Below are 22,458 nucleotides of genomic sequence, written 5' to 3' on the forward strand. Positions count from 1 at the left end.
CACCGGTGCGTACTCCCTCCCCGCCCCCCACTCCCTCTCCCGGCCCTCTCTCACCGTCCTGGATTCCGGCGCCGCGGCAGCATCTGTCCGGCGCGATGCAGGTGGTCGATCCCGGGTACCGCAGGACACATCACCCGATCCTGCCCGCGTTGCGGGTCGCGATCGCGGAGATCCTGCGCGACCTGCCGCTCGTCCACCACGTGTGGATCTCGGAGGCCCGGACGGTCTCCGGCTCGTCCGGCATCATGCTGCACGTCAAGGTGCACACGTCGGCGGCCGAGGACATCGTGCGGGACATCCACCGTGGGGTCCGCGCCCGGCTGCCGCAGCTCGCGGCCAGCGAGGCGCCGGTCCTCATGGCGCGGGTGGCCGACGCCCACACGGAACGCCGGATGATCGAGATCGGCGCGCACGTGGTCTGCGCGGACGTCCGCGGTTAGTGGCCTGTCACGCGACCTTCACCGGCTAGCCGGTCCCGCTTCCGACGGGTCCGGCAGGCGCTGTGTCCTAGCGATGAGGTGCGGGCCGGTCGACGGTGGGCGATCGGTCCTCGCCCGGGATCCCGAAGGGGCATGACGGCCGCCGCGCAGGCGGTCGCCGTCAGTGCCATGTCGTCGTGCCCGCGGATCGATGGCGTCGGCTGCCGAGGTTGCCCGCAGACTGAACGGGCCCACCAGGCATGTTTCATCCGCCCACGGCACGGGAAAATGCCCACCCTGCGAGGCCATCAGGAGCTTGCGGCCGGTCGTTGAAGGCGGGCAGGTGGCCGCCGACGCCACAGTGGCGGTGAAACGGCGCCGCACTGTCATCGATATGGGGGTTCATCTTGGCGGCTCTGTCCCTGCCGCTGGCGTTGAAGATCATCGTTGTGGATCCCGGCTGACGGCGGCCGGCCATGGACAGCTTCGGCGACGCCCTGATCGGTGACTGGCACCATGCCGCCTACGCCGCGGTCAAAGGGCTGGCGTTGTTCCTGACCGCTGCGGTGGCCTTCCGGCTCACCGAGCGCCGCACCATCGCGGAGTTCGCCCCGTTCGACTGGGTCGCCGCCGTCGCGGTCGGCGCCCTCGTGGGACGTACCGCCACCGCGTCCGATGCCTCGTGGCTGACCGGCACCGCGGCGCTGCTGGCCATCCTCGCCGGCCACGCGGTCATCACCAGGCTGCGGTTTCTCCCGGTCATCCGTCGGCTCGTCGACCCACCACTGCGGATCCTCATCCGCGACGGACACGTCAACCAGGGGAACCTGCGCCGTTGCGGGCTCACCGAAGCCGACCTCGACGCCGTGCTGCGCCAACACGGACACCACAGCACGGCAGGCATCCACCTCGCCATCTTCGAAGCCAAAGGCGCCGTTTCCGTCCTGCCGCACCAACCGGCCGAACCGCCCTCGATCACCGCTACAGGGTGATCCGCGACGGCCACGCCGCAGCGACCGCTGAGGCGGCCGGTCCACGTGACAAGCTCGACGCCGCCGAAGCGGAGACACCGCGCCGCCCAGGCCGAGCGGACGGCGAAGGACGTGGCCCGCCTCCTTGCCGTGCAGATGGCGGCACCGCACCCCCGATGTCGACGGACCTCGGCCCGCACCGCCTGGACCCGGCCCGACAGCACGGTGCCCGAGCCGGCGGCTACGGACGGACAACCGGCGCCAAAGCATGCGTCCTTGCCCGTGACTTTCCGTGGCCTCGCCCGACGCGATGAAAGACTGACGCGAGGCACGCTGGTCGCGTGGCAGGGCGACCTGCGCCAACGGGGGGTGCCATGGCGGACGGTAACGACGTCTTCGACGTGATCGTGATAGGTGCCGGACCGGTCGGGGAGACCGTCGCCAGTCGCGCCGTACGGGGTGGTCTGACGGCGGCCGTCGTCGAGGAGCGCTTGGCGGGCGGTGAGTGCGCCTACTACGCGTGCATCCCGAGCAAGGCGCTCCTGCGGCCCGTGGATCTGGCGGCCGAGGTGAGCCGGATGCCGGGGCTGGAGCTGCGCGGCCCGATCGACGCCGCCGCGGTGCTGGCTCGCCGCGACGAGACCGTGTCCCACCTCGACGACGGCGGCCAGGTGAGCTGGATCGAGAACGTCCCGGCGACGTTCGTCCGGGGCCGGGGACGCCTGGCCGGGCCTCTGCGGGCCGAAGTGACGACACCGGACGGCGGCACCCGGACGCTGCGGGCCCGGCACGCCGTCGTCATCGCGACAGGCAGCGATCCCGCGATTCCCGACGTGCCCGGGCTGCGGGAGGCACGCCCGTGGACGAACCGGGAGGCGACCAGCGTCCAGCAGGTGCCGAAGCGACTCGTCGTGATCGGCGCCGGGCCCGTCGCCTGTGAGATGTCCCAGGCGCTGCACGCCCTCGGCGCCCAGGAGACGACCATGCTCGTACGCGGCGACCGCCTGCTCGCCCGGACCGAGCCGTTCGCCAGCGAGCTGCTGGCGAAGTCGTTCCAGCAGTCGGGCATCGACGTGCGCTTCGGCCGCTCGCCCGTACGTGTCGAGCGCCCGATCCCGGGCGGCCCGGTGACCGTCCACATCGACGACGGCACACGGATCGAGGCCGACGAGATCCTCGTCGGCACCGGCCGCCGGGCGGCCGTCGGCGACATCGGCCTGGAGACGGTCGGCCTGCAGGCGCACGGGCCGATCGAGGTGGACGCGAGCATGCGGGCGACGAGCGTCCCCGACGGCTGGCTCTACGCCGTCGGCGACGTCAACGGGCGCAACCTGCTCACCCACATGGGTAAGTACCAGGCCCGGGTGTGCGGCGACGTGATCGCCGCCCGCGCCAAGGGCCTCCCCGACGACCTGCCGGCGCTCCGCGACACCGCCGACGACCGGGGCGCCCCTCAGGTCATCTTCACCGACCCGCAGGTCTGCGTGGTCGGGCGCACGGAGTCCCAGGCCCGCGCCGACGGTTTCGCGGTACGCGCCGTGGAGTACGACATGGGCGCGGTCGCCGGCGCGTTCCTCCAGGCCGACGGCTACACCGGCCGGGCGAAGGCGGTCGTCGACGAGGACCGCCGCGTGCTGCTCGGCGTCACCTTCGCCGGCCCCGCGGTGGTCGATCTGCTCCACGGGGCCACCGTCGCGGTGACCTCCGAGGTCCCCCTCGACCAGCTGTGGCACGCCGTTCCGGCGTTCCCGACCGTGAGCGAGATCTGGCTCTATCTCCTGGAGGAGTACGGCCTGTGACGTTCGCCGTGGTGCGCCCGGTACGCGTTCTCTGTGAATTCGCTGTGAATTCGCCGCGCGTCGCCGGTGTCCGGTGGCGCGGGCGCGTTCTCGCGGTTGACGAGATCGTTTACCGAATGGGCCTCACCTGAGGCGTCATCGTGTCCGGCTCGTGTCTTCCGGCCAGGCGCTTGCTCGGCTTGAATGTCGCCCATGGTCTCCCCGGCGGCGACGCCCTCCCCCCTGACCGTGCCCCGTGGCGTTCGGCTCGGCTATGCCGTCGGGTCGTTCTGCACCGCCAACTTCTCCGCGATCCCCGGCCTGCTGCTGCTGATCTACATGACCGACGTGCTGGCGGTCCCCCCGCTGCTCGCGGGCGTCATCGTCTTCCTGCCCAAGGCCTGGGACCTGGTCATCAACACCCTCGTCGGCCAGTGGTCGGACCGTACGGTGTCGCGCTGGGGTCCGCGCCGGCCGTGGATGCTGGCCGGGTCGATCATCCTGCCCCTGTCCTTCGGGCTGATGTTCATCGGGCCGCCGCTGACGGGCACCTCCGCCGCGATCTTCGTGGGGGTGACGTTCCTGGTGGCCGCCACCGGATACGCGCTGTACGAGGTGCCGTACAAGGCGATGCCGGCCGAGATGACCACCGACTACCACGAGCGGACGTCGCTGCTGCAGTGGCGGATGGTCTTCGTCGCGATCGCGATCGCGATGAGCGGGATCCTCGCGCCCGCCCTCGCGGGGAAGTCGATCGAGGGGTACCGGCTGATGGGCCTGATCTTCGCGGTCGTCCTGCTGGTCTCCATGTTCGGCTCCTTCTTCGGCACCGCGCGCGCCCCGTTCACCGGGCCGCAGGAGGCCGAGGGGACGCTGCGCGGCCAGCTCGCCGCCGCGCGCACGTCGAAGCCGTTCCTGTGGCTGCTCGCCCTCTGCAGCGCGCAGACCCTCGGCGCGGGCGTGATGCTCGCGGGCGCCCCCTACTTCGCCGCGTACACGCTGGGTGACACCGGCGCCACCAGCACGCTGTTCGCCGCGCTCGTCGGGCCGATGCTGGTCACGATGCCGCTGTGGGTGTGGCTGGCCCGCAGGCTGGACAAGCGCGGCGCCATGATCCTCTCCGGCACGCTCTTCACCGTCGGCGCCCTGCTCGCCGTCGCCACTCCCTGGCTGGGCTCGCTGTACGCGCACCTGTGCGTGGTGGTCGTCGGCGTGGGCTACGCGGGGCTCCAGCTCCTGGGGTTCTCCATGCTCGCCGACGTCATCGCCTACGACGGCGCGGTCAGCGGCAAGCGCCGTGGCGGCGTCTTCACCGGGTTGTGGACGGCGGTCGAGAGCGCGGTGCAGGCGTTCGGCGTGACGATCTACGGCGCGGTGCTCACCGTCGGCGGCTTCCTCTCCTCCGATCCGGCGAACCCGGTCACCCAGCCGGACAGCGCGTACACCGCGGTCATCGTGGGCCTGACGATCGTCCCGGCGCTGATCGCCCTGGCCGGCGTGCTGATGACGCTCAAGTACGACCTGACCGCGGAGCGCATGGCGGACGCGACCGCCCCCGCGACCACCTGATCCCGGCGACCGGCGACCAGGTTCGGCACCGAGATCGTCCGATCCATCCCGTCCGGTGACCGTGCGTGACGTGTCGATTACTGGCATCCTCTACGGGACCAACGTGACCAGTAACGCCGAGCCATACGGAAACCACGGTGCACAACAAGGATCGTTCAAATCTCGTCCGTCAGGCCGTCTACGCCATCCAGCACCCGGGCAGGGTCCCGCGCCATGTCCGCCGGCTGGCGAGGGACGCCTGGCTGCGCCTGCGCAGTCCCGACCACATGAGCTACTACCGGGCCGTGATGCGGTCGGACACCGCGCGCAGTCCGTACTCGGCGGTGGGCAGCAAGTCGCGCGAGCGCTGGATCAAGATGGGGCGGACGCAGTTCGACTACCTGCTCAAGCACGGTCTGCGGCCCGAGCACCGCATCCTGGAGATCGGCTGCGGCAACCTGCGCGCCGGCCGGTTGCTCATCGACTATCTGGACACGGGCCACTACTTCGGCGTCGACATCTCGCCCGACATCCTCATCGCGGCGCAGAACACGATCATCGAGTACGGCCTGCGGGAGAAGTTGCCCAATCTCACGCCGGTCAGGGACCTGAAGTTCGCCTTCCTGCCGGACCGGCACTTCGACGTGGTGCACGCGCACAGCGTGTTCTCCCACTCACCCCTGCACGTGATCGAGGAGTGCTTCGCCCACGTGGGCCGCGTCCTGGCGCCCGACGGCTGGTTCGACTTCACCTTCGACCGCACGGAGGGCAAGGAGCACCAGGTGCTCCGCGAGGACTTCTACTACCACACCGAGACGCTGATCGACCTGGCCGGAAGGCACGGGCTCGTCGCGACCTTCATGGAGGACTGGGAGCGGCTTCCTCCCAAGCAGTCCAAGATCCGCGTCACGCTGCCCGGCCGGAACGGCCACGCCTGATCGCGTACGCACTGAGCCCGTCGGCGCCGGTGGACGCCGGTCGGGGCGGGGCGAGGCGGGGCGGGGCACGGCCGGATGGTCACCCGAGGGCGAACACGATCCCGCTCGCGCAACCGAGGAGCACCGAGATCACGGCGGCGAGGCAGGCGATGCCGGTGGGCGCCGCCTCACCGGCCTCCTCGCCGCCCGCGGGACGCTCCACGTCCGCCCGGGTGAACACCGGCACGATCCACCGCAGGTAGTAGAAGACGCTGGCCACGGTGTTGACGACGACCACCACCGCGAGCCAGCCGTACCCGGCGTCCCAGGCCGCCGTGAGGACCAGGACCTTGCCGATGAACACGGCGGTCGGCGGGGTCCCGACCAGGCCGAGGAGGCAGACGACGAGGGCGAGGGCCAGCCCCGGCGAGCGGCGGGCGAGCCCGGAGTAGTCGGCCAGCGTGTCCCGTCGCGTGGCGACGACCACGGCGAAGGCGCCGAGGTTCGTGATGGCGTAGCCCGCCACGTAGAACAACACCGCCGTACGGGCGAGGCCGCCGTGACCCGCGACGGCGACGGGAACGAGCAGGTAACCCGCCTGGCTGACGGTCGAGTACGCGAGCAGGCGCCGGACGTTGTCCTGGTGGAAGGCGGCGAGGTTGCCCAGCGTCATCGTGGCCGTGGCAAGGATCACGATGATCGCACTCCAGTGGGATCCGACTCCGGCGAAGATCTCGGCGGCCATGCGGTACAGCGCCACGAAGGCGCCGATCTTGGGAACGGTCGTGACGAACGCGGCGATCACCGGTGACGCGCCCTGGGCCACGTCCGGGATCCAGAAGTGCGCGGGCACAGCACCGGCCTTGAACAGCACTCCCGCGAGCAGCAGTACGGCGGCGCAGGTGACGGCGGCGCCCGGGACATACGCCAGCCGCTCGCCCATGGGCAGGTAGTCGGTCGCACCGGAGAGGCCATACAGCAGCGTCACCCCGGCGAGCATCAGGACGCCGAGGAACGCTCCCATCAGGTAGTACTTGAGCGCCGCCTCAGTCCCATGCGCGTCCTTGCCGAACCCGGCCAGCGCGTACGCGGGGACGCTCGCCAGGGTGTACGCGGCGACGAAGACGAGGAGATCGCCCGCTCCGGCGAGGATGATCGTGCCGAGGGCCGCCAGCAGGATCAGGACGTAGACCTCGGTCTCCCGCCGGTCGTTCCGGACCCAGCCGCGGGCCAACACGATCACAAGCAGCGTGGTCGCGCTCACGGTGCCGCGGGTGACGTCGGTGAGCGCGTCCGAGGCGTAGACGGCGAAGGACATTCCGCTCGGCCCTCCGGCGGCGGCCGCCGTGGCTCCCAGCGCGGCCACGAGCGCCGCCCCGCAGATCCAGGCGACGATCCCCTGCCGCTCGCGCGGCGCGAAGGTGCCGGCGGCGAGACCCGCGACCGCCCCCGCGAGGAGCAGGATCTCGGGAAGGAGACCGAGGGGGTTCGCGCCCATCGGGGTCAGCGGCCCATCAGCGACTCGATCGAGGCCGAAAACGGCTCGATCAGCCGGAGCAGCGGGTACGGCATGACACCGATGAGCACGGACAACACGAGAAGCGGCATGATCGCGCCCAGTTCGTGGCCGTGTACGTCGGTGATCCGCGGGGTCAGCTCACCTGGACGGCCGAGGAACGCCCGGTGGAGCACCCGCAGGAACAGGGCCGCGGTGATCAGGATGCCGACGACGGCGAGCGCGCCCGCGACCACGGCGCCCACCAGGCCGGTGCCGATGACCCCGGCGAAGATCTGGAACTCCGCGATGAATCCGGACAGCCCAGGGAGGCCGAGCGAGGCGAACGCCGCCACCGCCGTCAGCCGCGCGAAGACCGGGGCGTGTTCCGCGATGCCTCCGTACCGGTCGAGGTCGTAGTCTCCCGCCCGGTCCCAGAAGATCCCGGCGAGCAGGAAGAGTGCCCCGGTGACGAGCCCGTGGCTGACCATCTGGGTGACCGCCCCTGTCACGGCCAGTTCCCTGGCGGCGGTCGCGCCGCCCGCGAGCCCGGCGGCGCCGAGGGCGAGCACGATGTACCCCATGTGGTTGATCGACGTGTAAGCGATCAGTCGCTTGATGTTGTCCTGGGCCAGCGCTACCAGTGCTCCGTACAGGACGCTGATCAGGCCGATCGCCACGACGACCCAGGCGTGCCGCTGCCAGGCGCCGGGGAGCACCGGCATCGCGATGCGGGCGAAGCCGTACGTGCCCATCTTGAGCAGGATCCCGGCGAGGATCGCCGACCCGGCGGCCGGGGCGTCGGTGTGCGCCGGGGGCAACCAGGTGTGCACGGGGAAGGTCGGCGTCTTGACGGCCAGCCCCACGGCGACCGCGAGCAGCACGAGCGCGGCGCCTCCCGGAGCCGTGGCGAAGGGCGGTTCGCGGGTCAGGTCCACCAGGTCGAAGGTGTGCGGCTCGCTGCCCAGATACAGCCCGATGAAGCCGAGGAGCAGCGCGAGCGATCCGAGGAAGGTGTAGAGGAAGAACTTCAGCGCCGACCGCGCGCGGTCGCCGTGCCCCCATCCGGCGATCACGAAGTACATCCCGACGATCGACAGATCGAAGAAGACGAAGAACAGCAGCAGGTCCTGCGCGGAGAACAGGCCGAGGGAGACGGTCTCCAGGAAGAGGAAGAGCGCGGCATAGGCGCGGATCCGCGCGGTGTCACGCAACGAGAAGATCGCGCACATCAGGAACAGCACCGCGGTCAACGCGATGAGCGGCAACGACAGGCCGTCGACGCCCACGTGGTATCCGGCGTTCAGCGTCGGGATCCAGCGCAGCCTCGTCTCGTAGCCGACCCCGCCCCCGTACCCGAGCCACATGACGGCGACCAGGACCAGATCGGCGGCCGAGGCGGCGATCCACAGCCAGACCACCGCCTTGTCGCGCAGCGCCGGTACGCCCAGGACGGCGGCGGCGACGGCCAAGGGAAGGAAGATCACCAGAGAGAGCACGTCACACCACCAGCGCCACGACGACCGCGAGCACGAGAAGCGCCACCGCGGCCTGCGCGAAGTAGGTGTGCACCTGACCCGTCTGCGGGCGCCGGGCGAGCGCGCCCAACCTGGCTGCCCCGGTGGCGACACCCCGGACGACGTCGTCGACGCCTTTCTCGAACGTCCTTCGCATCAGTGCGGCCAGGCCCATCCCGGTGCGGGAGACGCCGCCCACGAACCCGTCGATCACCCGGTCGTCGAAGCGGGCCAGCGCCCGCGCCAGCGCGACCAGCGGGCGCCACACCACGGCGATCACCCCACGCTCCAGGAACAGCCACTCGCGGAGGAACCCGGGCGCCGCCACGCGCGCTCGCCGTGCGGCGAGCGCGACCAGCGCGACCGCGACCGCCAGCGCCCCGGACAGGAGCAGTTCGGCGAAAGCGGGACCGGGCTCGGCGGGAGCGCCCACCAGGCGGCGCCAGCCGTCGAAGACCGCGGGGATCCCGGCCACGCCGAAAAGCACGGCCACCAGGGCGAGCGCGGGAAGGGGGACACGTTCGGGGAGGCCGACGCGGCGGGTGCCTCGCCGCTCGGTGTCGCGTCGCGTTTCCGCGTCGGCCGGGAGCCAGACCGCGATGACGGCCTTCATGGCGTACGCGGCGGCCAGCAGCGCCGCGGCCAGCGAGACGAGATACAGGGGCGTGGACTGGTCCGCGGCCACGGTCAGGACGGCGTCCTTGCTCACCCAGAGCGACAGCGGCGGCAACCCCGCCAGCGCCAGGCCGCCGACCGCGAACGTGATCCCGACCAGCGGATACTCCCGGGCCGCGCCGTGCAGCTCGCCCATGTCCTTGGTGCCGAGCGCGGCCAGCCAGGCGCCCGCGCCGAGGAAGAGCAGGCTCTTGACCGCCGCGTGCGCGACGAGCTGCGCCGTTCCCCCGGCCACGGCGGCGACGCCCGCGCCGAGCACCATGAAGGCGATCTGCGCGCAGGTCGAGGCCGCGAGAAGCTGTTTGAGATCGCGCTGCGCCACGGCGACCGCGCCGAGCGCCAGCGCCGTCAGCGCTCCCGCCCAGGCGACCAGTGTGGCGGCCCAGCCCGTGGCGGTGAGCAGCGGCTGCGTCCGGAGCAGCAGGTACGCCCCGGCGGCGACCATGGTGGCCGAGTGGAGCAGCGCCGACACCGCGCTCGGCCCGGCCATGGCGCGGGACAGCCAGAATGAGAACGGCAGCTGGGCCGACTTGCCGAGGGCGGCGAGCACGATCCCCGCCGCGATGATGTCGCGCCACGGGCGGGCGCTCTCCCCGAGCCCGGCCAGGCCGACCGACCCCGTCGCGGCGAGGGCGGCGCCCGTGGAGAGGTAGAGGCCGAGATCCCCCGCCCGCGTCGTGACGAACGCGATGTCCGCCGATCTGACCCGGTCGGGCGCACGCCACCAGAAGCCGATCAGCGCGTACGACATCGCGCCCATGACCTCCCACGCCATCAGCAGGATGGCGAGGTCCGCGGCCGTGACCGTGACCAGCATGGCACCGGTGAACAGCAGCATCAGCCCGAAGAACCGGCCGCACGACTCCTCCGCCCGCATCTCTCCGGTGGCGAAGACGAGGACGGCCAGTGCGACGGCGGACACGGTCACCACCATCACGGCGGACAGGCCGTCGACCCGCGCCCCCGAGCGCAGCCCGGCGAACAGGGGCACGGACGTCGTCGGCCGGGTCACGGCGGTGAGCACCGCCAGGACGAGCGTGGCCGTGGCGACCATCACCGCCACCGTCGGCGCGAACCGCTGGGTCCCCCTGCCCCCGACCGCCATCAACGCCCCGACCACGCCGGGCAGTCCAGGCAGTCCTGGCAGGAGGAAGAGGGGCGCGCTCACCCCTTCAGGTCCCCGGCCCCGTCGGTCATGTCGACGTCGCGCGCCCGGAAGAGCGCCGTGGTGACGGCGAAGCCCATGGCCATCTCCAGCGCCATGACGGTTATCGCGACCAGGACCAGAACTTGGCCGTCGGCGTTCGCCGGGGCGACGTGGTACCAGAAGGCGCCGCCCGCGACGATCAAGCCGTTGATCATGAGTTCCAGGCCCATCATCACCATGACGACGGACTGCTGGGACAACACGCCGTACACGCCGACGGAGAAGAGGGCGGCGGCGAGGAGCAGGAACGTCTGCAGGTTCACCTCAGCGCCCCCGTCCGGCGTGGTCGTACCTGCCCCGGTCGGTCGCCAGCACGATCGCGGCGACCATCGTGGCGAGGATGGCCAGCCCGATGACGATCATCACGAGCATCCGCGGCCCCATGATCGACAAACCGAGCTGCCGGGTCGGGTCGGCCGGAGGCGTACCCCGCCGGGACGGCCACGGCGTCAGGAGGATCCCGGTCGCGAGGAGGACGAAGACGGCGGACGCGATGACGACGGCGCCGCGCTCGTTGTGGACCATCGTCATCGGCATGAGCCCGGCGGGGTTCATCATGTACATGACCATGTAAACCACCATGATCAGCATCTCCATGACCATCATGACGATGATCAGGAAGCTCAGGTACCGCAGATCGATCAGCAGGAAGGTCAGGCCCACCGCGAGCAGCGACGCCAGCAGCGCGAACGTCGCCCGTGCCATCGAGCCGGTGACGAACACCGCGACGCCGCTCGCCACGGCGACGACGGCGAGCACCCAGAACGCCACGGCCTGCGCCATCACAGCACCACGATCCCGACGACGAGGATCTGGAGCAGCATGGCGGGGATGAGGATCAGCCAGGCCGGCTCCATGAAACGGTCCATCCTGATCGTCGGCAGCCGGTGCCCGGCCCAGACCAGCAGCGCGAGCACCGCGACCGTCTTGGTCGCCGTCCACGCCCACGGCGGCAGCCCCGGCCCCGCGCCGCCTCCGAGGAAGAGAGGGACCGCCGCCCCGGCCGCCACCACCAGCAGCACGTAACGTCCCATCTCGAAGGTCAGCCGATCGGGGCCGGACAGCTCCGCGCGCACTCCCCCCGCGAGGTCCGGTCCGACCGCCTGGTTCATCGGGCCCCAGAACGCCATGGCGACGGCCGAGAGCAGGTAGACGCCGAAGGCCACCGGCATCCACACCGCGAACCACAGCCCGCGCTGCGCCGCGACCACCTCGCTCACGCGCAGCGACCCCGCCCCGAGCGCCGCCGTCATCAGCGCGAACATGTGCGGCAGTTCGTACGCCAGGCCTTGGGCCAGGAAGCGGTAGCCGCCGGCCAGCGGATAGACCGAGTTGACGCTCCACCCGGTCAGCCAGAGAGCGCCCCAGACGCAGACCTCCATTCCGTTGAACCACACGACGCCGACCGGCAGATCCGCCACCGCGTGTTCCCCCAGGGGCAGCACCACCCCGGCGAGCACGGCGACGAGGAGGAGCCCGCAGACCCCGATCCGCAGGAGCAGCGTGTCAGGCAGCAGGGTGCGCCGCCGCTGCCGCACCATGAACCGCACCGCCTCCCGGAACGGGTCCCCGATGGCAGGCCGACCGACCGCGAGGCTCGCGTCGAAGGCGGCCGCGCCCGCCGCCAGAACGGCGAGGACCGCGAGCAGGACGACCGCCGCCCCCAGCGTGTGGCCGGCGGCCGCCGCCTCACCCATGGGCTGTCACACGCTCGGGCCGTACCTGGTCGATGTCCGGGTCGAGACTCGCGACGATCAGGCGCGCGGCAGCCAGTTCCGCTCCGGCCAGCAGGCCGGGGAGCAGGGCGAGCACCCCTTCCGACGGGTGGTCGCCGACCGGTCCCCGTGGCCCCTCGTCGTCGTCCAGCGCGGCGGTGTCGTCCATGGCGTCGAGCGCGGCGCCCGTCCCGGCCAGCCATCCGCGCGTCCGGGCCAGCACGTCGCCCCGAGCCCACCCCGGCATGTCCCCGGCCGTGAGACCAGACGGGGCTTCCCCGTGCGTATGAGGGCCGTCCGAACGTCCTGGGCCGCGCGGGTCCCCCACCGGGGAGGGCGTTCGCGGGTCGATCCGGCCGAGGTCGCGCAGCATCCAGCGCAGCGGGCGTGAGCGCCCGACCCGGCGGGCGAACCTGTCATAACGCCGGGTGATCTCCTCGCGCGGCCGCTCACCGAGGACCTGGTCACGCAGCCGCCTCGCCTCGACCGCCGCCCCCGCCCAACCCGCCGTCGCGAGCAGCCGACCGAGGCTGTCGAGATGCGCGCCCGCCGTGCGCCGCGCGGCCTCACCGCGTGTCACCCGCCGCCCCGCGAGGGCCGCCAGCCACGGCTCGTCCCAGAATCGATCCCCGCCCGCTCCTCCGGCGACCCGGACTGCGGCCTCCTGGATCACATCTCCCTGCAACGTCGTCTCCACGACGAGCCCGGCCGGCCAGTACGGCAGGACGGGGCCGAGCGGCACGTGCAACCGGTCGAGGGTGAGCCCGTCGCGGTCGGGACCGCGCTCGGCCATCCGGACGCCGCCGGGGAGGCCCATGTGGTGCTCATGACCGCCCCCGTCGTGGTGCTCATGACCGCTCCCGTCGTGGTCCTCGCGCCCGCCGCCCCCGTCATGCCCATGCCCTTGCTCGTCCTCGCCGGGCCCCTTGCGCCCGTGCCCGCGTGCGCCGTACTCGTGCCCGCGTGCGGCTTCCTCGTGCTGGGCGCGGACGTCGGCCAGCCGGGAGACCGCCGCGTCGAGTTCGGCGGCCACCCGTTCCCCCGCACCGTCGGCGGGCAACTCGACCAGCGCCTTCGGCGCGGCCATCCCGGACCAGACCGTACGCACCGCCCGCGCGAGCGCGTTCTCCGGCGTCCCGCAGACGACGAGCAGGCACGCCCCGGCCGGAGCGTCGGCGGTACGCCAACCCCTGAGCGCGAGCTCGGCCTCCACCAGCAGCCGTACGGCGGTGCCATGCGGCGCGGTGACCACGAGCGGGCGGGGGCGACCCGCCGCGAACCGCAGGAGCACTCTGCTCAGGTCCACCGGAACGCCCCCTCACGCCAGGCGTAGCCGACGCCCACCATGAGCAGGATCAGGAAGGCGAACATCTCCGCCAGCGCGACCGCGCCGACCTGCGCGACCACGACCGCCCACGGGTACATGAAGATCATCTCCATGTCGAAGGCGAGAAAGAGCAGGGTCACCGGGTACCACCGGACGTGGTACCGCGACACCGCGTGCTCCCTCGGCCGCGCGCCGGACAGGAACGGCCCCGCCTCCACGGTGCCGGGCATGCGGGTGATCGGCGCGAGGGCGTACATGCCACCCACCGCGCCTGTCATCACGATGACCAGAGCGAACACACCGGCCCAGATGTCCACTTGCCCCCCAACCGTGGCCATATGTCCCCCACGTTCCCCGGTGGTTGGCGGGCAAGTCGCGACATGCCAGGACTTATGCCACCCGGCGCGAAAGCCTTACCCGGGTACGGGTGAACAGCCCGGCCACGAGGGCGGCCACCAGTGGCAGCCCCACCGCCCCAGCCACGAGCGTCAGCCAGGGGATGGCGATCGCGATCTCCGGGGACGGCAGGCGATACCCGTTGAGCGCCGTGTCGGGAGGCAGGTCATGGAACTGGATGACGGTCCGCATGGCGAGAGCGGCACCGGGCGGCAGGCCGGCGAGCAGGCCCACCGGCACGCCGAGACCGGCGATGAGGGCCGCCTGCCCCGCGACCACCGCCCGGCGGGTCCGGGGCGGCGCCCCCGTCGCGGAAAGCGTGTCCAGGTCCCTACGCGAGTCCGCGGCGGCGAGAGCCGTCGCGGTGAAGGTCGCACCGAACACGATCACTGCCGTCGCGATCACGAACACCAGCAGTCGCCGGCCGATCTCCACGCGCGGGCCACGCTCCACCGTGACCGCCACCCTCGACGTCACCGCCCGCACGGGAGCGCTCAGTCGTTGCTCCTCCGCCGGGCTGAGCCGCTTGATCCGGGGATCGACGAGGAGATGGGAGAGCTTCACCGCGTACCCGCGCGACGTGAACGCGGATGCCGGAGCCACCCCCGCGACCTCCGTGGGACCGTCGACCTTCACGATCGTCGCGGGCAGGGACATCCGGACCGATCCCGCGTCCGGGCTCATGTTCCTGGAGAACAGGTGGAGCCGGACCTCGTCGTTCCGGACCGCCGCGGGGTTGAACACGACGGCCCGGCCCGCGGCCAGGGCCGCCTCCGCCGCCGGGTCCGTACGACCCAGGACGTAGCGCAACAGGTCCGGGCCGCCCGATGGCAGCTCATCCAACGAGCCCTTCGACACATGGCATTCGTGACACCCCTGGTCCGTCAGCTGCACGGACAACGATTCCCCCTTCTCGTCGACGGGACGGAGGGCCTCGACCAGCGGCACCCCCGGCAGCGTCTTCGCCACGATGGGCCGAATCGCGCGCCACGACTCCTCGGTGACATCGGCGCCGTAGACGGCGGTCGTGCCCGGTGCGAACGAGTATCGATAGGTCTGCTCCCACCGGACGACGTCACTGGCCATCACGACGGAGACCATGCTGAACGCGGCGGTGGCGGCCATGACCGCCACGACGGCGGGAGCCGTACGTCCCCGGTTGCGGGCACCGTCACGGACGGCCAGCCGGAGCGGCAGCGGAAGACGCCGTGCCAGGGGACCGATCCGGCTGATCACCCAGGGCGTGACGAGCACGAGGCCGAGTTGGCCGAGCAGCGCCCCGGCGAGGATGGCGTTCTCCGCGTTCCAGACGCCGTACGTAAGGGCGGCGAGGCCCGCCACGACGAGGATCGCCCCCAGCAGGGGCCGCCCGGCACGGTCACGACGCGTGTCGCGCCGGTCGGCCAGGGCCGTGGCCACGTCCCAGCGAGCCGCCTGTACGGCGGGCACGACGGCGGCGGCCAGCCCGCTCAGCGTGCCGAGCGCGACGACCAGGGCGATCTGGCCGAGCGGCACCTCGAACGGCCCCAGCTCTCCATCGGGCCACTGGCCGAGAACGGTGACGACGGCGCGGGCGACGCCCACACCCAGGACCGCGCCGACCACGGAGGCGCCCGTCCCCAGGACCAGGCCGTCAGAGATCACGATGAGCTTCAGCTGGCGGGTCGAACCACCCTGGGCGGCGATCAGGGCCAGCTCCCTGCGTCGCCGCCGGAGCCCCACCGCGAAGGCCGGACCGGCGAGCAGGACGACTTCGATCACCAGGATCGCCGTGACCAGCGTCACCGTCTGCACGGCGTTCCACCTGACGCTGGGATCCACGATCGCGCCATCCAGCCCGTCACCGATCGGCGGCGGATCGTCGAGAACGGCTCTGGACAGCACGCTGAGCCCCTTCTGGTTCATCTGGAGCACTCGGTCCCAGGTGAAGGGCTCCCGTGACTCGACGAGCCAGCCGCGTTCGAGATCAGGATTCCTGCGGACCGGAACCGTCCCGGGAAGGGCGATGATCTGGCGGACGCCATGCCCGACCGAGGCCGGAGGGTCAGCCACGACACCGACCACGCGTTTCGCGACGCCGTTCCTGGTGACGCGCAGCGTGCTCCCCACCGCCGCTCCGATCCGGTCGCTCACCGCCACTTCGTCGCCCGCCTGCGGAAACCTGCCGACGAGCAGGTGGAACATGCCCCGCGTGATGGGATCGCGCGCGTCCACCTCGCGGACCACCGCGGCCCTGTAGCCGTCGCGCTCCTGGTACTCCTCGCTCACCTGGCGGGACGGGATCACGCGGGCACCCGGGCCGAGCACGGCCTCGATCTCGGCTTCCGTCATCGGAGGCCGTTCATCGGGCCCGGCGAGGCCGGGCCCGGTGAAGTTGGGCCCGGTGAACCATGAGGATTGCATGGGGTACTGCCTGATGGGACCGGCCATCCCGGTGTCGGTCACCAACGCGGCGGCGGAGCCCAGATCCCAGCCGCTCCGCTCAAGCGGATCGAGATCCTGCGTCGCCGTGTAGGTACTGGCGACGGTGAAGGCGAGCACGGGGAGGCCGATCATGATCATGATGAGCAGGCTGCGGCCTTTCGCCCGCCAGGCGTCGCGGCGAGCGATGCGTAACGCGGCGCGAAGCGAGCTCATCGGGCGCTCACCAGCCCCGCAGCCGCGGAGTCGACGATCTCTCCGTCCTTCAGGAACACCACCCGGTCGGCCCAGGCGGCGTACCTGGGCTCGTGGGTGACGACGAGGACGGCCGCGCCGGCGTCCGCCTTCGCGCGGAGAAGCCGCAGGATCTCGTCCCCCACGAAGGTGTCGACCGCGCCGGTCGGCTCGTCGGCGAGGAGCAGCCGCCGCTCCCCCACGAGCGCCCGGGCGATGGCCACCCGCTGGCGCTGGCCGCCGGACATCTCGTCCGGGAAACGGTCCGCCACATCGCCCGCGCCGACCTCGCCGAGCACGGCCAGGGCCTCCTCGCGCGCCCTCGCCGTACGGACTCCGTCCAGCTCGCGGGGAAGCATGACGTTCTCCGCGGCGGTCAGCGACGGGATGAGGTTGAGGTCCTGGAACACGTAGCCCACGTTCCGCCTGCGCAACGCGGCCAGCCCGGCGGCCGACAACCCTCCGAGCTCGACGCCTTCGACCTGGACGTGTCCCGATGACGGCCGGTCGAGGCCGCCGGCGAGGTTGAGGAGGGTGGATTTGCCCGATCCGGACGGTCCCATCACCGCGACCAGCTCTCCGGCGGCGACGTCGAGGCTCACCCCTTTCAGCGCGTGCACGGCGCCGGCGCCGTCGCCGTGCAGGCGGGTCACCTCGACGAGCCGCGCCACGGGGGCGGCGGCCGTGCCCGGATCGGGATCTGGATCGCGTGTTGTCACATGCCCTCCTTGGGGGATGCGGCGAGGACGGCTTCGCAGTGCGCGAGCCAGCGTTGCTCCGCCTCGGCCTGGAAGATCATGGAATCGAGGACGAGCCGCTGGGCGGCGCCCGCGCCGCGCTTGGCCCGCGTGAGCTCCTGCAGGGTCCGCATGGTCGCGGAACGCTGGGCCTGCACGACCCGCGCCACGTCGACGCCCGGGGCGGTGATGGCCATGGCGAGCTTGATGACCAGCTCGTCACGGGGCCGGTCGGCCTGGGCCACCGGTGTGGCGAACCACCGTTCGAGCTCGGCCCGCCCCTTCTCGGTGATGGCGTAGACCATGCGGCCCTGTTCGTCCTGCTCACCGGGGGCGACCAGCCCGTCCCGTTCCATGCGCGACAGCGTCGTGTAGACCTGGCCGATGTTGAGCGGCCAGGTCGCCCCTGTGGACGCTTCGAACTCCGCGCGTAGCTGGTACCCGTACCGAGGGCCCTGGGTGAGCAATGCCAGCAGGCCGTGCCGGATCGTCATGAATACTGAGTATGCATACTCAGTATGCCCTCGGCAACTTCGATTTTCCGGCCGCAGAACGGGACCGATCCACATCGCCGTGACCAGCGAAAATCGGACCAAAGCGACTAGCTTCGCGCTAGGTCAAATACCAAAGAAAACATCCGTTTCCTGGGCATAGCGCCTTCAAGGGCGTCCATAATGCTGAATCCATCCAGCTCGTTACCCCCAACACTGGAGGATTCGTGCGCACAACCGCTCTGACCATCCTTGGTCTCGGAAGCGCGGCGGCGATCGTCATGCCCGCCGTTCCCGCGAACGCAGCGACCACGCAGGCCGCCGCTCAGACCGCCACGCAGGCCAGGTGTCGCGTCGTCGCGGCGAAGCCGCAGGTCACGCAGAGCAGGCAGATTCGCGCGGTGGCGACGCGGACCGGCTGCGCCGAGCGGGCCCGCGTCCGCGTCCGGATCGTCAGGGTGCTGCCCGGACCGGACCGGATCGTGAAGAGCGGCTCCACCATCGTGCGCAACGGCAGGATCGCCACGAGCCTCACCTGCGTTCCGGGCACGTTCTTCACCATCGTCGCGGACACCCACGGGCACATCTCAAAATCCACGAAGGTCCGCCTGACCTGCGAGACCACCGCCCCGGACGGTTCCGGCGGCACCGGTTCCAGCGGTTCGGGCTCCGGCGGTTCGAGCTCCGGCGGTTCGAGCTCCGGCGGTTCGAGCTCCGGCGGTTCGAGCTCCGGCGGTTCGAGCGTGGGCACCGAGCTCGAGAACGAGGTCGTACGGTTGACCAACGCCGAGCGGGCGAAGGCGGGCTGCGGCGCGCTCACGCATGACGCCAAGCTGCGCGCCGCGGCCGTCGGACACTCGGCCGACATGTCCGCCAAGGGATACTTCAGCCACACCTCCCAGGACGGTCGCAGCTTCAGCGACCGCATCAAGGCGACCGGGTTCTCCTTCACCGCCGCGGCGGAGAACATCGCCAAGGGCTATCCGACCGCGGCGGCCGTGGTGCAGGGGTGGATGGACAGCCCCGGACACCGGCAGAACATGCTGAACTGCGCCTACACGCACATCGGCGTCGGCCACGCCGCGGCGGGCGGGCCGTACTGGACCCAGGACTTCGCCAAGGGCTGACAGGTTCGAGTAATCCCAAACAGCGAGGAATGTGCCGGTCGGCTGGACACCCCATGTTTCCCCGGCGGATACTCCTGACATGAGCTCGACGCACCCTCCGGTTCGCGCATCCGACGGGGACCGCGAGCGCGCGCTCAGCGAGCTCCGCGACCGCGCCGCCGAGGGGCGGCTCTCCATGGAGACCTTCGTCGGGCGCGTCGACATGGCGCTGCGCGCGCGCAGCACGGGCGAGCTCGACGATCTCATCTCCGACCTGCCGCATCGCGGGCGCTGGCGCCGGCGCATCACCGAGGCCGTCTCCTCGGTGTCGGACCTCACCACCAGGATCGAGGCCGCCTGGCGCCGTCCCCGGCTGCCCCGGCTGGCCCTCCCCGCCGACAGCCGGATTCGTTACGTCGTCGGCCGTGGCTCCGCCTGCGACCTGGTGTTGTCGGACGTGACGGTCTCCCGCGTGCACGCCGAGCTGCGCCGCGAGCAGGAGTCGTGGCTCCTGGTCGATCTGGGGTCGCTGAACGGCACCCGGCTGAACGGCTGGCGGCTGGTCGGATCGGCGCGGGTGCGTCCGGGTGACGAGATCGCCTTCGGCGACTGCGTGTTCCTGGTGACCAGCCCCGCCTGACGCCCGCCCGACGCTCAGCGGGACCCACAGGTCCGACGAACGTCTGGGACGCGTGCGTCCGCCCGGCAGCCTCCATATACGCATATTTCCGTATTGATGCCAGTGCGATGGTTCCTCATGATCGCGGAAAGCCCATTCATGCTGGAGCGACTGTGCGCTTATCACGACGAACCTCGATCATGCTGGCCTCCGCGGTGCTGATCACCGGGGTCGCGGGCTCGGGAATCCCCGCCCACGCGCTCGACCCCGCCCCCGGCGTCAGCGACCTGATCCACGACATCGACCAGATCCTCAGCGACTCCCGGCTCACGATGGCGCGTGCGGGCGTGGTCGTGCGCAACGCCACCACCGGCGAGGAGCTGTACACCCTCGACTCGGGCAAGCTGTTCGCCCCCGCCTCCAACACCAAGCTGCTCACCTCCGCCGCCGCGATGGAGACGCTGGGCGCGGACTACCGGTTCAGCACGGAGGTGCTCTCCAAGGGAAGGGACCTCTACCTCAGGGGCACCGGCGACCCGACCATGCTCGCCGCCGACTACGACGCGCTCGCCGCCAAGGTGGCCGCGTCCGGCGTCAAGGTCGTCACCGGGCGGCTGGCCGTCGACGACACCTGGTTCGACGACGTACGGCTCGGCACTGACTGGACGTGGGACGACGAGCCGTACTACTACGCGGGCCAGATCTCCGCGCTGACGGCCTCGCCCGACACCGACTACGACGCGGGCTCGGTCGTCGTGTCGGTCGCGCCCGGCGACGGGCCGGGCAAGCCGGCCAAGGTGACGACGACCCCCGACACCGACTACGTGAAGATCGTCAACAAGGCGGTGACCGGAGACGACACCGACGTGCTGGTCGAGCGGCAGCACGGCGGGAACACCGTCGTGATCACCGGGACCGTGGCCGACCAGTACGACGAGTGGGTGGCGGTGTGGGACCCGTCCCTCTACGCGGCCTCCCTCTTCCGTAAGGGGCTGGCCGCCCACGGCGTACGCGTCATCGGCTCGACCGTCCGCGAGGCCACCCCCTCCGGGGCGAAGACGCTGGCCACCCGCGAGTCCATGCCGCTCAGCCAGCTGCTGACCCCGTTCATGAAGCTGAGCAACAACATGCACGCCGAGATCCTCACCAAGGCGATGGGCCGAAAGGTCTCCGGCGAGGGCACCTGGTCCGCCGGGCTCGCGGTGACCACGGCCTTCGCCAGGGCGAACGGCGTGGAGACGCTGAGACTCCGTGACGGCTCCGGCCTGTCCAGGGTGGACGGGCTCACGCCGTCGGGCATCACGTCACTGCTCATCGCCGCGAAGGGCAAGCCGTGGTTCCCGGCCTGGTACGACTCGCTGCCCATCGCCGGGCAGGCGGACCGGCTCGTCGGCGGCACCCTGCGCAGCCGCATGCGCGGCACCCCGGCCGCCGGGAACGTGCACGCCAAGACCGGTTCGCTGACCAGCGTCACCGCGCTGTCGGGCTACGTGACGAGCGCGGACGGCGAACCACTGGTCTTCTCGATCCTGACCAACGGCTACCTCTCCGGAGCCCCCAGGGATCTGGAGGACCGGATCGCGGTCAGGCTCGCCCAGTTCACCCGATCCGCCCCGGTGGACGCGGCGGCCGGGACGCTCCGTGCCGAGACACCGGCCGAGACACCGGCCGAGATACCGCAGGGCGACGACCTCGAATGCTCCTGGCGCAAGCCGGTGCAGTGCTGAACCACTCGGGACGCGTACGGCCTCGCCCGGCCCGATGAGACGCGGACAGCGCCGCTGAGCCGCGCGGGAGGCTGAAGGCCGGCCCGGCCGTACGAGAACGCGAATCGGCGCCGTCCCCGTCGACGGGGGCGGCGCCGATTCGTGTGATCCGAACTACTGGGACTTGAGCCAGCTCATCATCGGACGGAGCTTGGCACCGGTCTGCTCGATCGGGTGGCCGGCGAGCTCCTCGCGGTACTTGTTGAAGTTGCCCTGGCCCGAGTCGAACTCCTCGACCAGCTCGCGGGCGAAGCGGCCGTCCTGGATCTCGTCCAGGATGCGGCGCATCTCCTTCTTGGTCTCCGCGTTGACGACGCGCGGGCCGCGGCTGTAGCCGCCGTACTCGGCGGTGTCGGACACCGACCAGTACATCTTGGAGATGCCGCCCTCGTACATGAGGTCGACGATCAGCTTCATCTCGTGCAGGCACTCGAAGTACGCGACCTCGGGCTGGTAGCCCGCCTCGATCAGGGTCTCGAAGCCCGCCTTGATCAGCTCGGAGACGCCACCGCAGAGGACGGCCTGCTCGCCGAACAGGTCGGTCTCGGTCTCCTCGGTGAAGGTCGTCTTCAGCGCGCCGGCGCGGGTGCCGCCGATGCCCTTGGCGTACGACAGGACGAGCGGCCAGGCGTTGCCGGTCGCGTCCTTCTCGACGGCGACGAGACAGGGCACGCCGCGGCCGGCCGAGAACTGGCGGCGGACCAGGTGACCCGGACCCTTCGGGGCGACCATGGCGACGTCCACACCCTCCGGGGCCTCGATGAGGCCGTACCGGATGTTGAGACCGTGGCCGAAGAACAGGGCGTCACCCTCGACGAGGTTCGGCGCCACGTGCTCGGCGTAGAGGTGACGCTGGATGTGGTCCGGCGCCAGGATCATGGTGAGATCGGCCTCTTCGACGGCCTCCGACGGCGAGAGCACGCGCAGCCCGTCGGCCTCGGCCTTCTCCCGGCTCTTGGAGCCCTCGGGCAGACCGACGCGCACGTCCACACCGGAGTCGCGTAGGCTCAGCGCGTGGGCGTGGCCCTGGCTGCCGTAGCCGAGCACGGCCACGTGCCGTCCCTGGATGATCGACAGGTCGGCGTCGTCATCGTAGAAGATCTCAGTCACTTGCTTGCC

The 22,458-nt window shown here is 71.2% G+C and carries 20 protein-coding genes and 1 pseudogene; 8 read left to right on the forward strand and 13 right to left on the reverse strand.

All coding sequences use genetic code 11. The annotated features are described in order from the left end of the window. Positions 1–440: pseudogene (locus tag IMZ11_RS19135) on the forward strand (hypothetical protein); the annotation flags it as partial. A 244-nt stretch (positions 441–684) separates the two neighbouring features. On the opposite strand, the gene IMZ11_RS19140 reads toward IMZ11_RS19135, so the two are convergent. Next, on the reverse strand, positions 685–864 hold the full coding sequence (locus IMZ11_RS19140) for a hypothetical protein (RefSeq protein WP_228643325.1): 180 nt from the start codon (positions 862–864) through the stop codon (positions 685–687). A 31-nt stretch (positions 865–895) separates the two neighbouring features. Between IMZ11_RS19140 and IMZ11_RS19145 the strand changes: the two genes are divergently transcribed. The 4 genes from IMZ11_RS19145 to IMZ11_RS19160 all read left to right on the forward strand — a co-directional run bounded on the left by IMZ11_RS19145 (position 896) and on the right by IMZ11_RS19160 (position 5,654). After that, positions 896–1,411: a DUF421 domain-containing protein gene (locus IMZ11_RS19145; protein ID WP_228643327.1), complete on the forward strand. Its 516-nt coding sequence runs from the start codon at positions 896–898 to the stop codon at positions 1,409–1,411. Positions 1,412–1,764: 353 nt separating this feature from the next. Next, a complete protein-coding gene (locus tag IMZ11_RS19150; protein ID WP_228643329.1) occupies positions 1,765–3,189 on the forward strand; it encodes an NAD(P)/FAD-dependent oxidoreductase in 1,425 nt (474 codons plus the stop codon). A gap of 192 nt (positions 3,190–3,381) precedes the next feature. Next, positions 3,382–4,737 carry an MFS transporter gene (locus IMZ11_RS19155; RefSeq protein WP_228643331.1) on the forward strand — a complete coding sequence of 452 codons (1,356 nt, stop codon included), beginning with the start codon at positions 3,382–3,384 and terminating at the stop codon, positions 4,735–4,737. 137 nt (positions 4,738–4,874) lie between these two features. Next, positions 4,875–5,654, forward strand: coding sequence for a class I SAM-dependent methyltransferase (locus tag IMZ11_RS19160; protein ID WP_228643333.1), 780 nt, complete (start codon positions 4,875–4,877; stop codon positions 5,652–5,654). Between the two features lie 79 nt (positions 5,655–5,733). On the opposite strand, the gene IMZ11_RS19165 is transcribed toward IMZ11_RS19160, so the two are convergent. From IMZ11_RS19165 to IMZ11_RS19215, 11 genes are read right to left on the reverse strand one after another with little or no spacing between them, the layout of a single operon-like run. Further along, positions 5,734–7,131, reverse strand: a complete 1,398-nt coding sequence (locus IMZ11_RS19165; RefSeq protein ID WP_228643335.1) for an NADH-quinone oxidoreductase subunit N — start codon at positions 7,129–7,131, stop codon at positions 5,734–5,736. A 5-nt stretch (positions 7,132–7,136) separates the two neighbouring features. After that, positions 7,137–8,627, reverse strand: a complete 1,491-nt coding sequence (locus IMZ11_RS19170; RefSeq protein WP_228643337.1) for a NuoM family protein — start codon at positions 8,625–8,627, stop codon at positions 7,137–7,139. A gap of 1 nt (position 8,628) precedes the next feature. Beyond that, the gene (locus tag IMZ11_RS19175; RefSeq protein ID WP_228643339.1) at positions 8,629–10,488 is read right to left on the reverse strand and encodes a proton-conducting transporter membrane subunit; all 1,860 of its coding nucleotides are present in this window, start codon (positions 10,486–10,488) and stop codon (positions 8,629–8,631) included. Next, positions 10,485–10,790, reverse strand: coding sequence for an NADH-quinone oxidoreductase subunit NuoK (gene nuoK, locus IMZ11_RS19180; RefSeq protein ID WP_228643341.1), 306 nt, complete (start codon positions 10,788–10,790; stop codon positions 10,485–10,487). The genes IMZ11_RS19175 and nuoK overlap by 4 nt, the downstream gene beginning before the upstream one ends. 1 nt (position 10,791) lies before the next feature. Further along, positions 10,792–11,310, reverse strand: a complete 519-nt coding sequence (locus tag IMZ11_RS19185; protein ID WP_228643343.1) for an NADH-quinone oxidoreductase subunit J — start codon at positions 11,308–11,310, stop codon at positions 10,792–10,794. Beyond that, positions 11,310–12,224 carry an NADH-quinone oxidoreductase subunit H gene (locus IMZ11_RS19190; RefSeq protein ID WP_228643345.1) on the reverse strand — a complete coding sequence of 305 codons (915 nt, stop codon included), beginning with the start codon at positions 12,222–12,224 and terminating at the stop codon, positions 11,310–11,312. The genes IMZ11_RS19185 and IMZ11_RS19190 overlap by 1 nt, the downstream gene beginning before the upstream one ends. Next, entirely contained in the window at positions 12,217–13,548 is a 1,332-nt protein-coding gene (locus IMZ11_RS19195; RefSeq protein ID WP_228643347.1) for a hypothetical protein, read from the reverse strand. Before IMZ11_RS19195 ends, IMZ11_RS19190 begins: the two co-directional genes overlap by 8 nt. Beyond that, on the reverse strand, positions 13,539–13,907 hold the full coding sequence (locus IMZ11_RS19200; protein ID WP_228643349.1) for an NADH-quinone oxidoreductase subunit A: 369 nt from the start codon (positions 13,905–13,907) through the stop codon (positions 13,539–13,541). The genes IMZ11_RS19195 and IMZ11_RS19200 overlap by 10 nt, the downstream gene beginning before the upstream one ends. 52 nt (positions 13,908–13,959) lie before the next feature. After that, on the reverse strand, positions 13,960–16,602 hold the full coding sequence (locus tag IMZ11_RS19205) for an FtsX-like permease family protein (RefSeq protein WP_228643351.1): 2,643 nt from the start codon (positions 16,600–16,602) through the stop codon (positions 13,960–13,962). Then, complete coding sequence (locus IMZ11_RS19210; protein WP_308066820.1) at positions 16,599–17,339, reverse strand: ABC transporter ATP-binding protein; 741 nt, start codon at positions 17,337–17,339, stop codon at positions 16,599–16,601. The genes IMZ11_RS19205 and IMZ11_RS19210 overlap by 4 nt, the downstream gene beginning before the upstream one ends. After that, positions 17,336–17,851, reverse strand: a complete 516-nt coding sequence (locus tag IMZ11_RS19215) for a PadR family transcriptional regulator (RefSeq protein WP_228643354.1) — start codon at positions 17,849–17,851, stop codon at positions 17,336–17,338. The genes IMZ11_RS19210 and IMZ11_RS19215 overlap by 4 nt, the downstream gene beginning before the upstream one ends. 224 nt (positions 17,852–18,075) lie before the next feature. Between IMZ11_RS19215 and IMZ11_RS19220 the strand changes: the two genes are divergently transcribed. The 3 genes from IMZ11_RS19220 (at position 18,076) to dacB (ending at position 21,300) form a co-directional block, all read left to right on the forward strand. After that, a complete protein-coding gene (locus IMZ11_RS19220) occupies positions 18,076–18,975 on the forward strand; it encodes a CAP domain-containing protein (RefSeq protein ID WP_228643356.1) in 900 nt (299 codons plus the stop codon). A 79-nt stretch (positions 18,976–19,054) separates the two neighbouring features. Beyond that, positions 19,055–19,594: a DUF1707 and FHA domain-containing protein gene (locus tag IMZ11_RS19225; protein ID WP_228643358.1), complete on the forward strand. Its 540-nt coding sequence runs from the start codon at positions 19,055–19,057 to the stop codon at positions 19,592–19,594. Between the two features lie 179 nt (positions 19,595–19,773). Next, positions 19,774–21,300 (forward strand): D-alanyl-D-alanine carboxypeptidase/D-alanyl-D-alanine-endopeptidase, encoded by a 1,527-nt coding sequence (gene dacB / locus IMZ11_RS19230; RefSeq protein ID WP_228643360.1) that lies wholly within the window; start codon positions 19,774–19,776, stop codon positions 21,298–21,300. 153 nt (positions 21,301–21,453) lie between these two features. On the opposite strand, the gene ilvC is transcribed toward dacB, so the two are convergent. Continuing rightward, positions 21,454–22,440, reverse strand: coding sequence for a ketol-acid reductoisomerase (gene ilvC / locus IMZ11_RS19235; RefSeq protein ID WP_228643477.1), 987 nt, complete (start codon positions 22,438–22,440; stop codon positions 21,454–21,456). Positions 22,441–22,458 lie beyond the last annotated feature (18 nt).

It is taken from the genome of Microtetraspora sp. AC03309 (assembly GCF_020826795.1).
GTDB classification, from domain to species: Bacteria; Actinomycetota; Actinomycetes; order Streptosporangiales; family Streptosporangiaceae; genus Microtetraspora; species Microtetraspora glauca.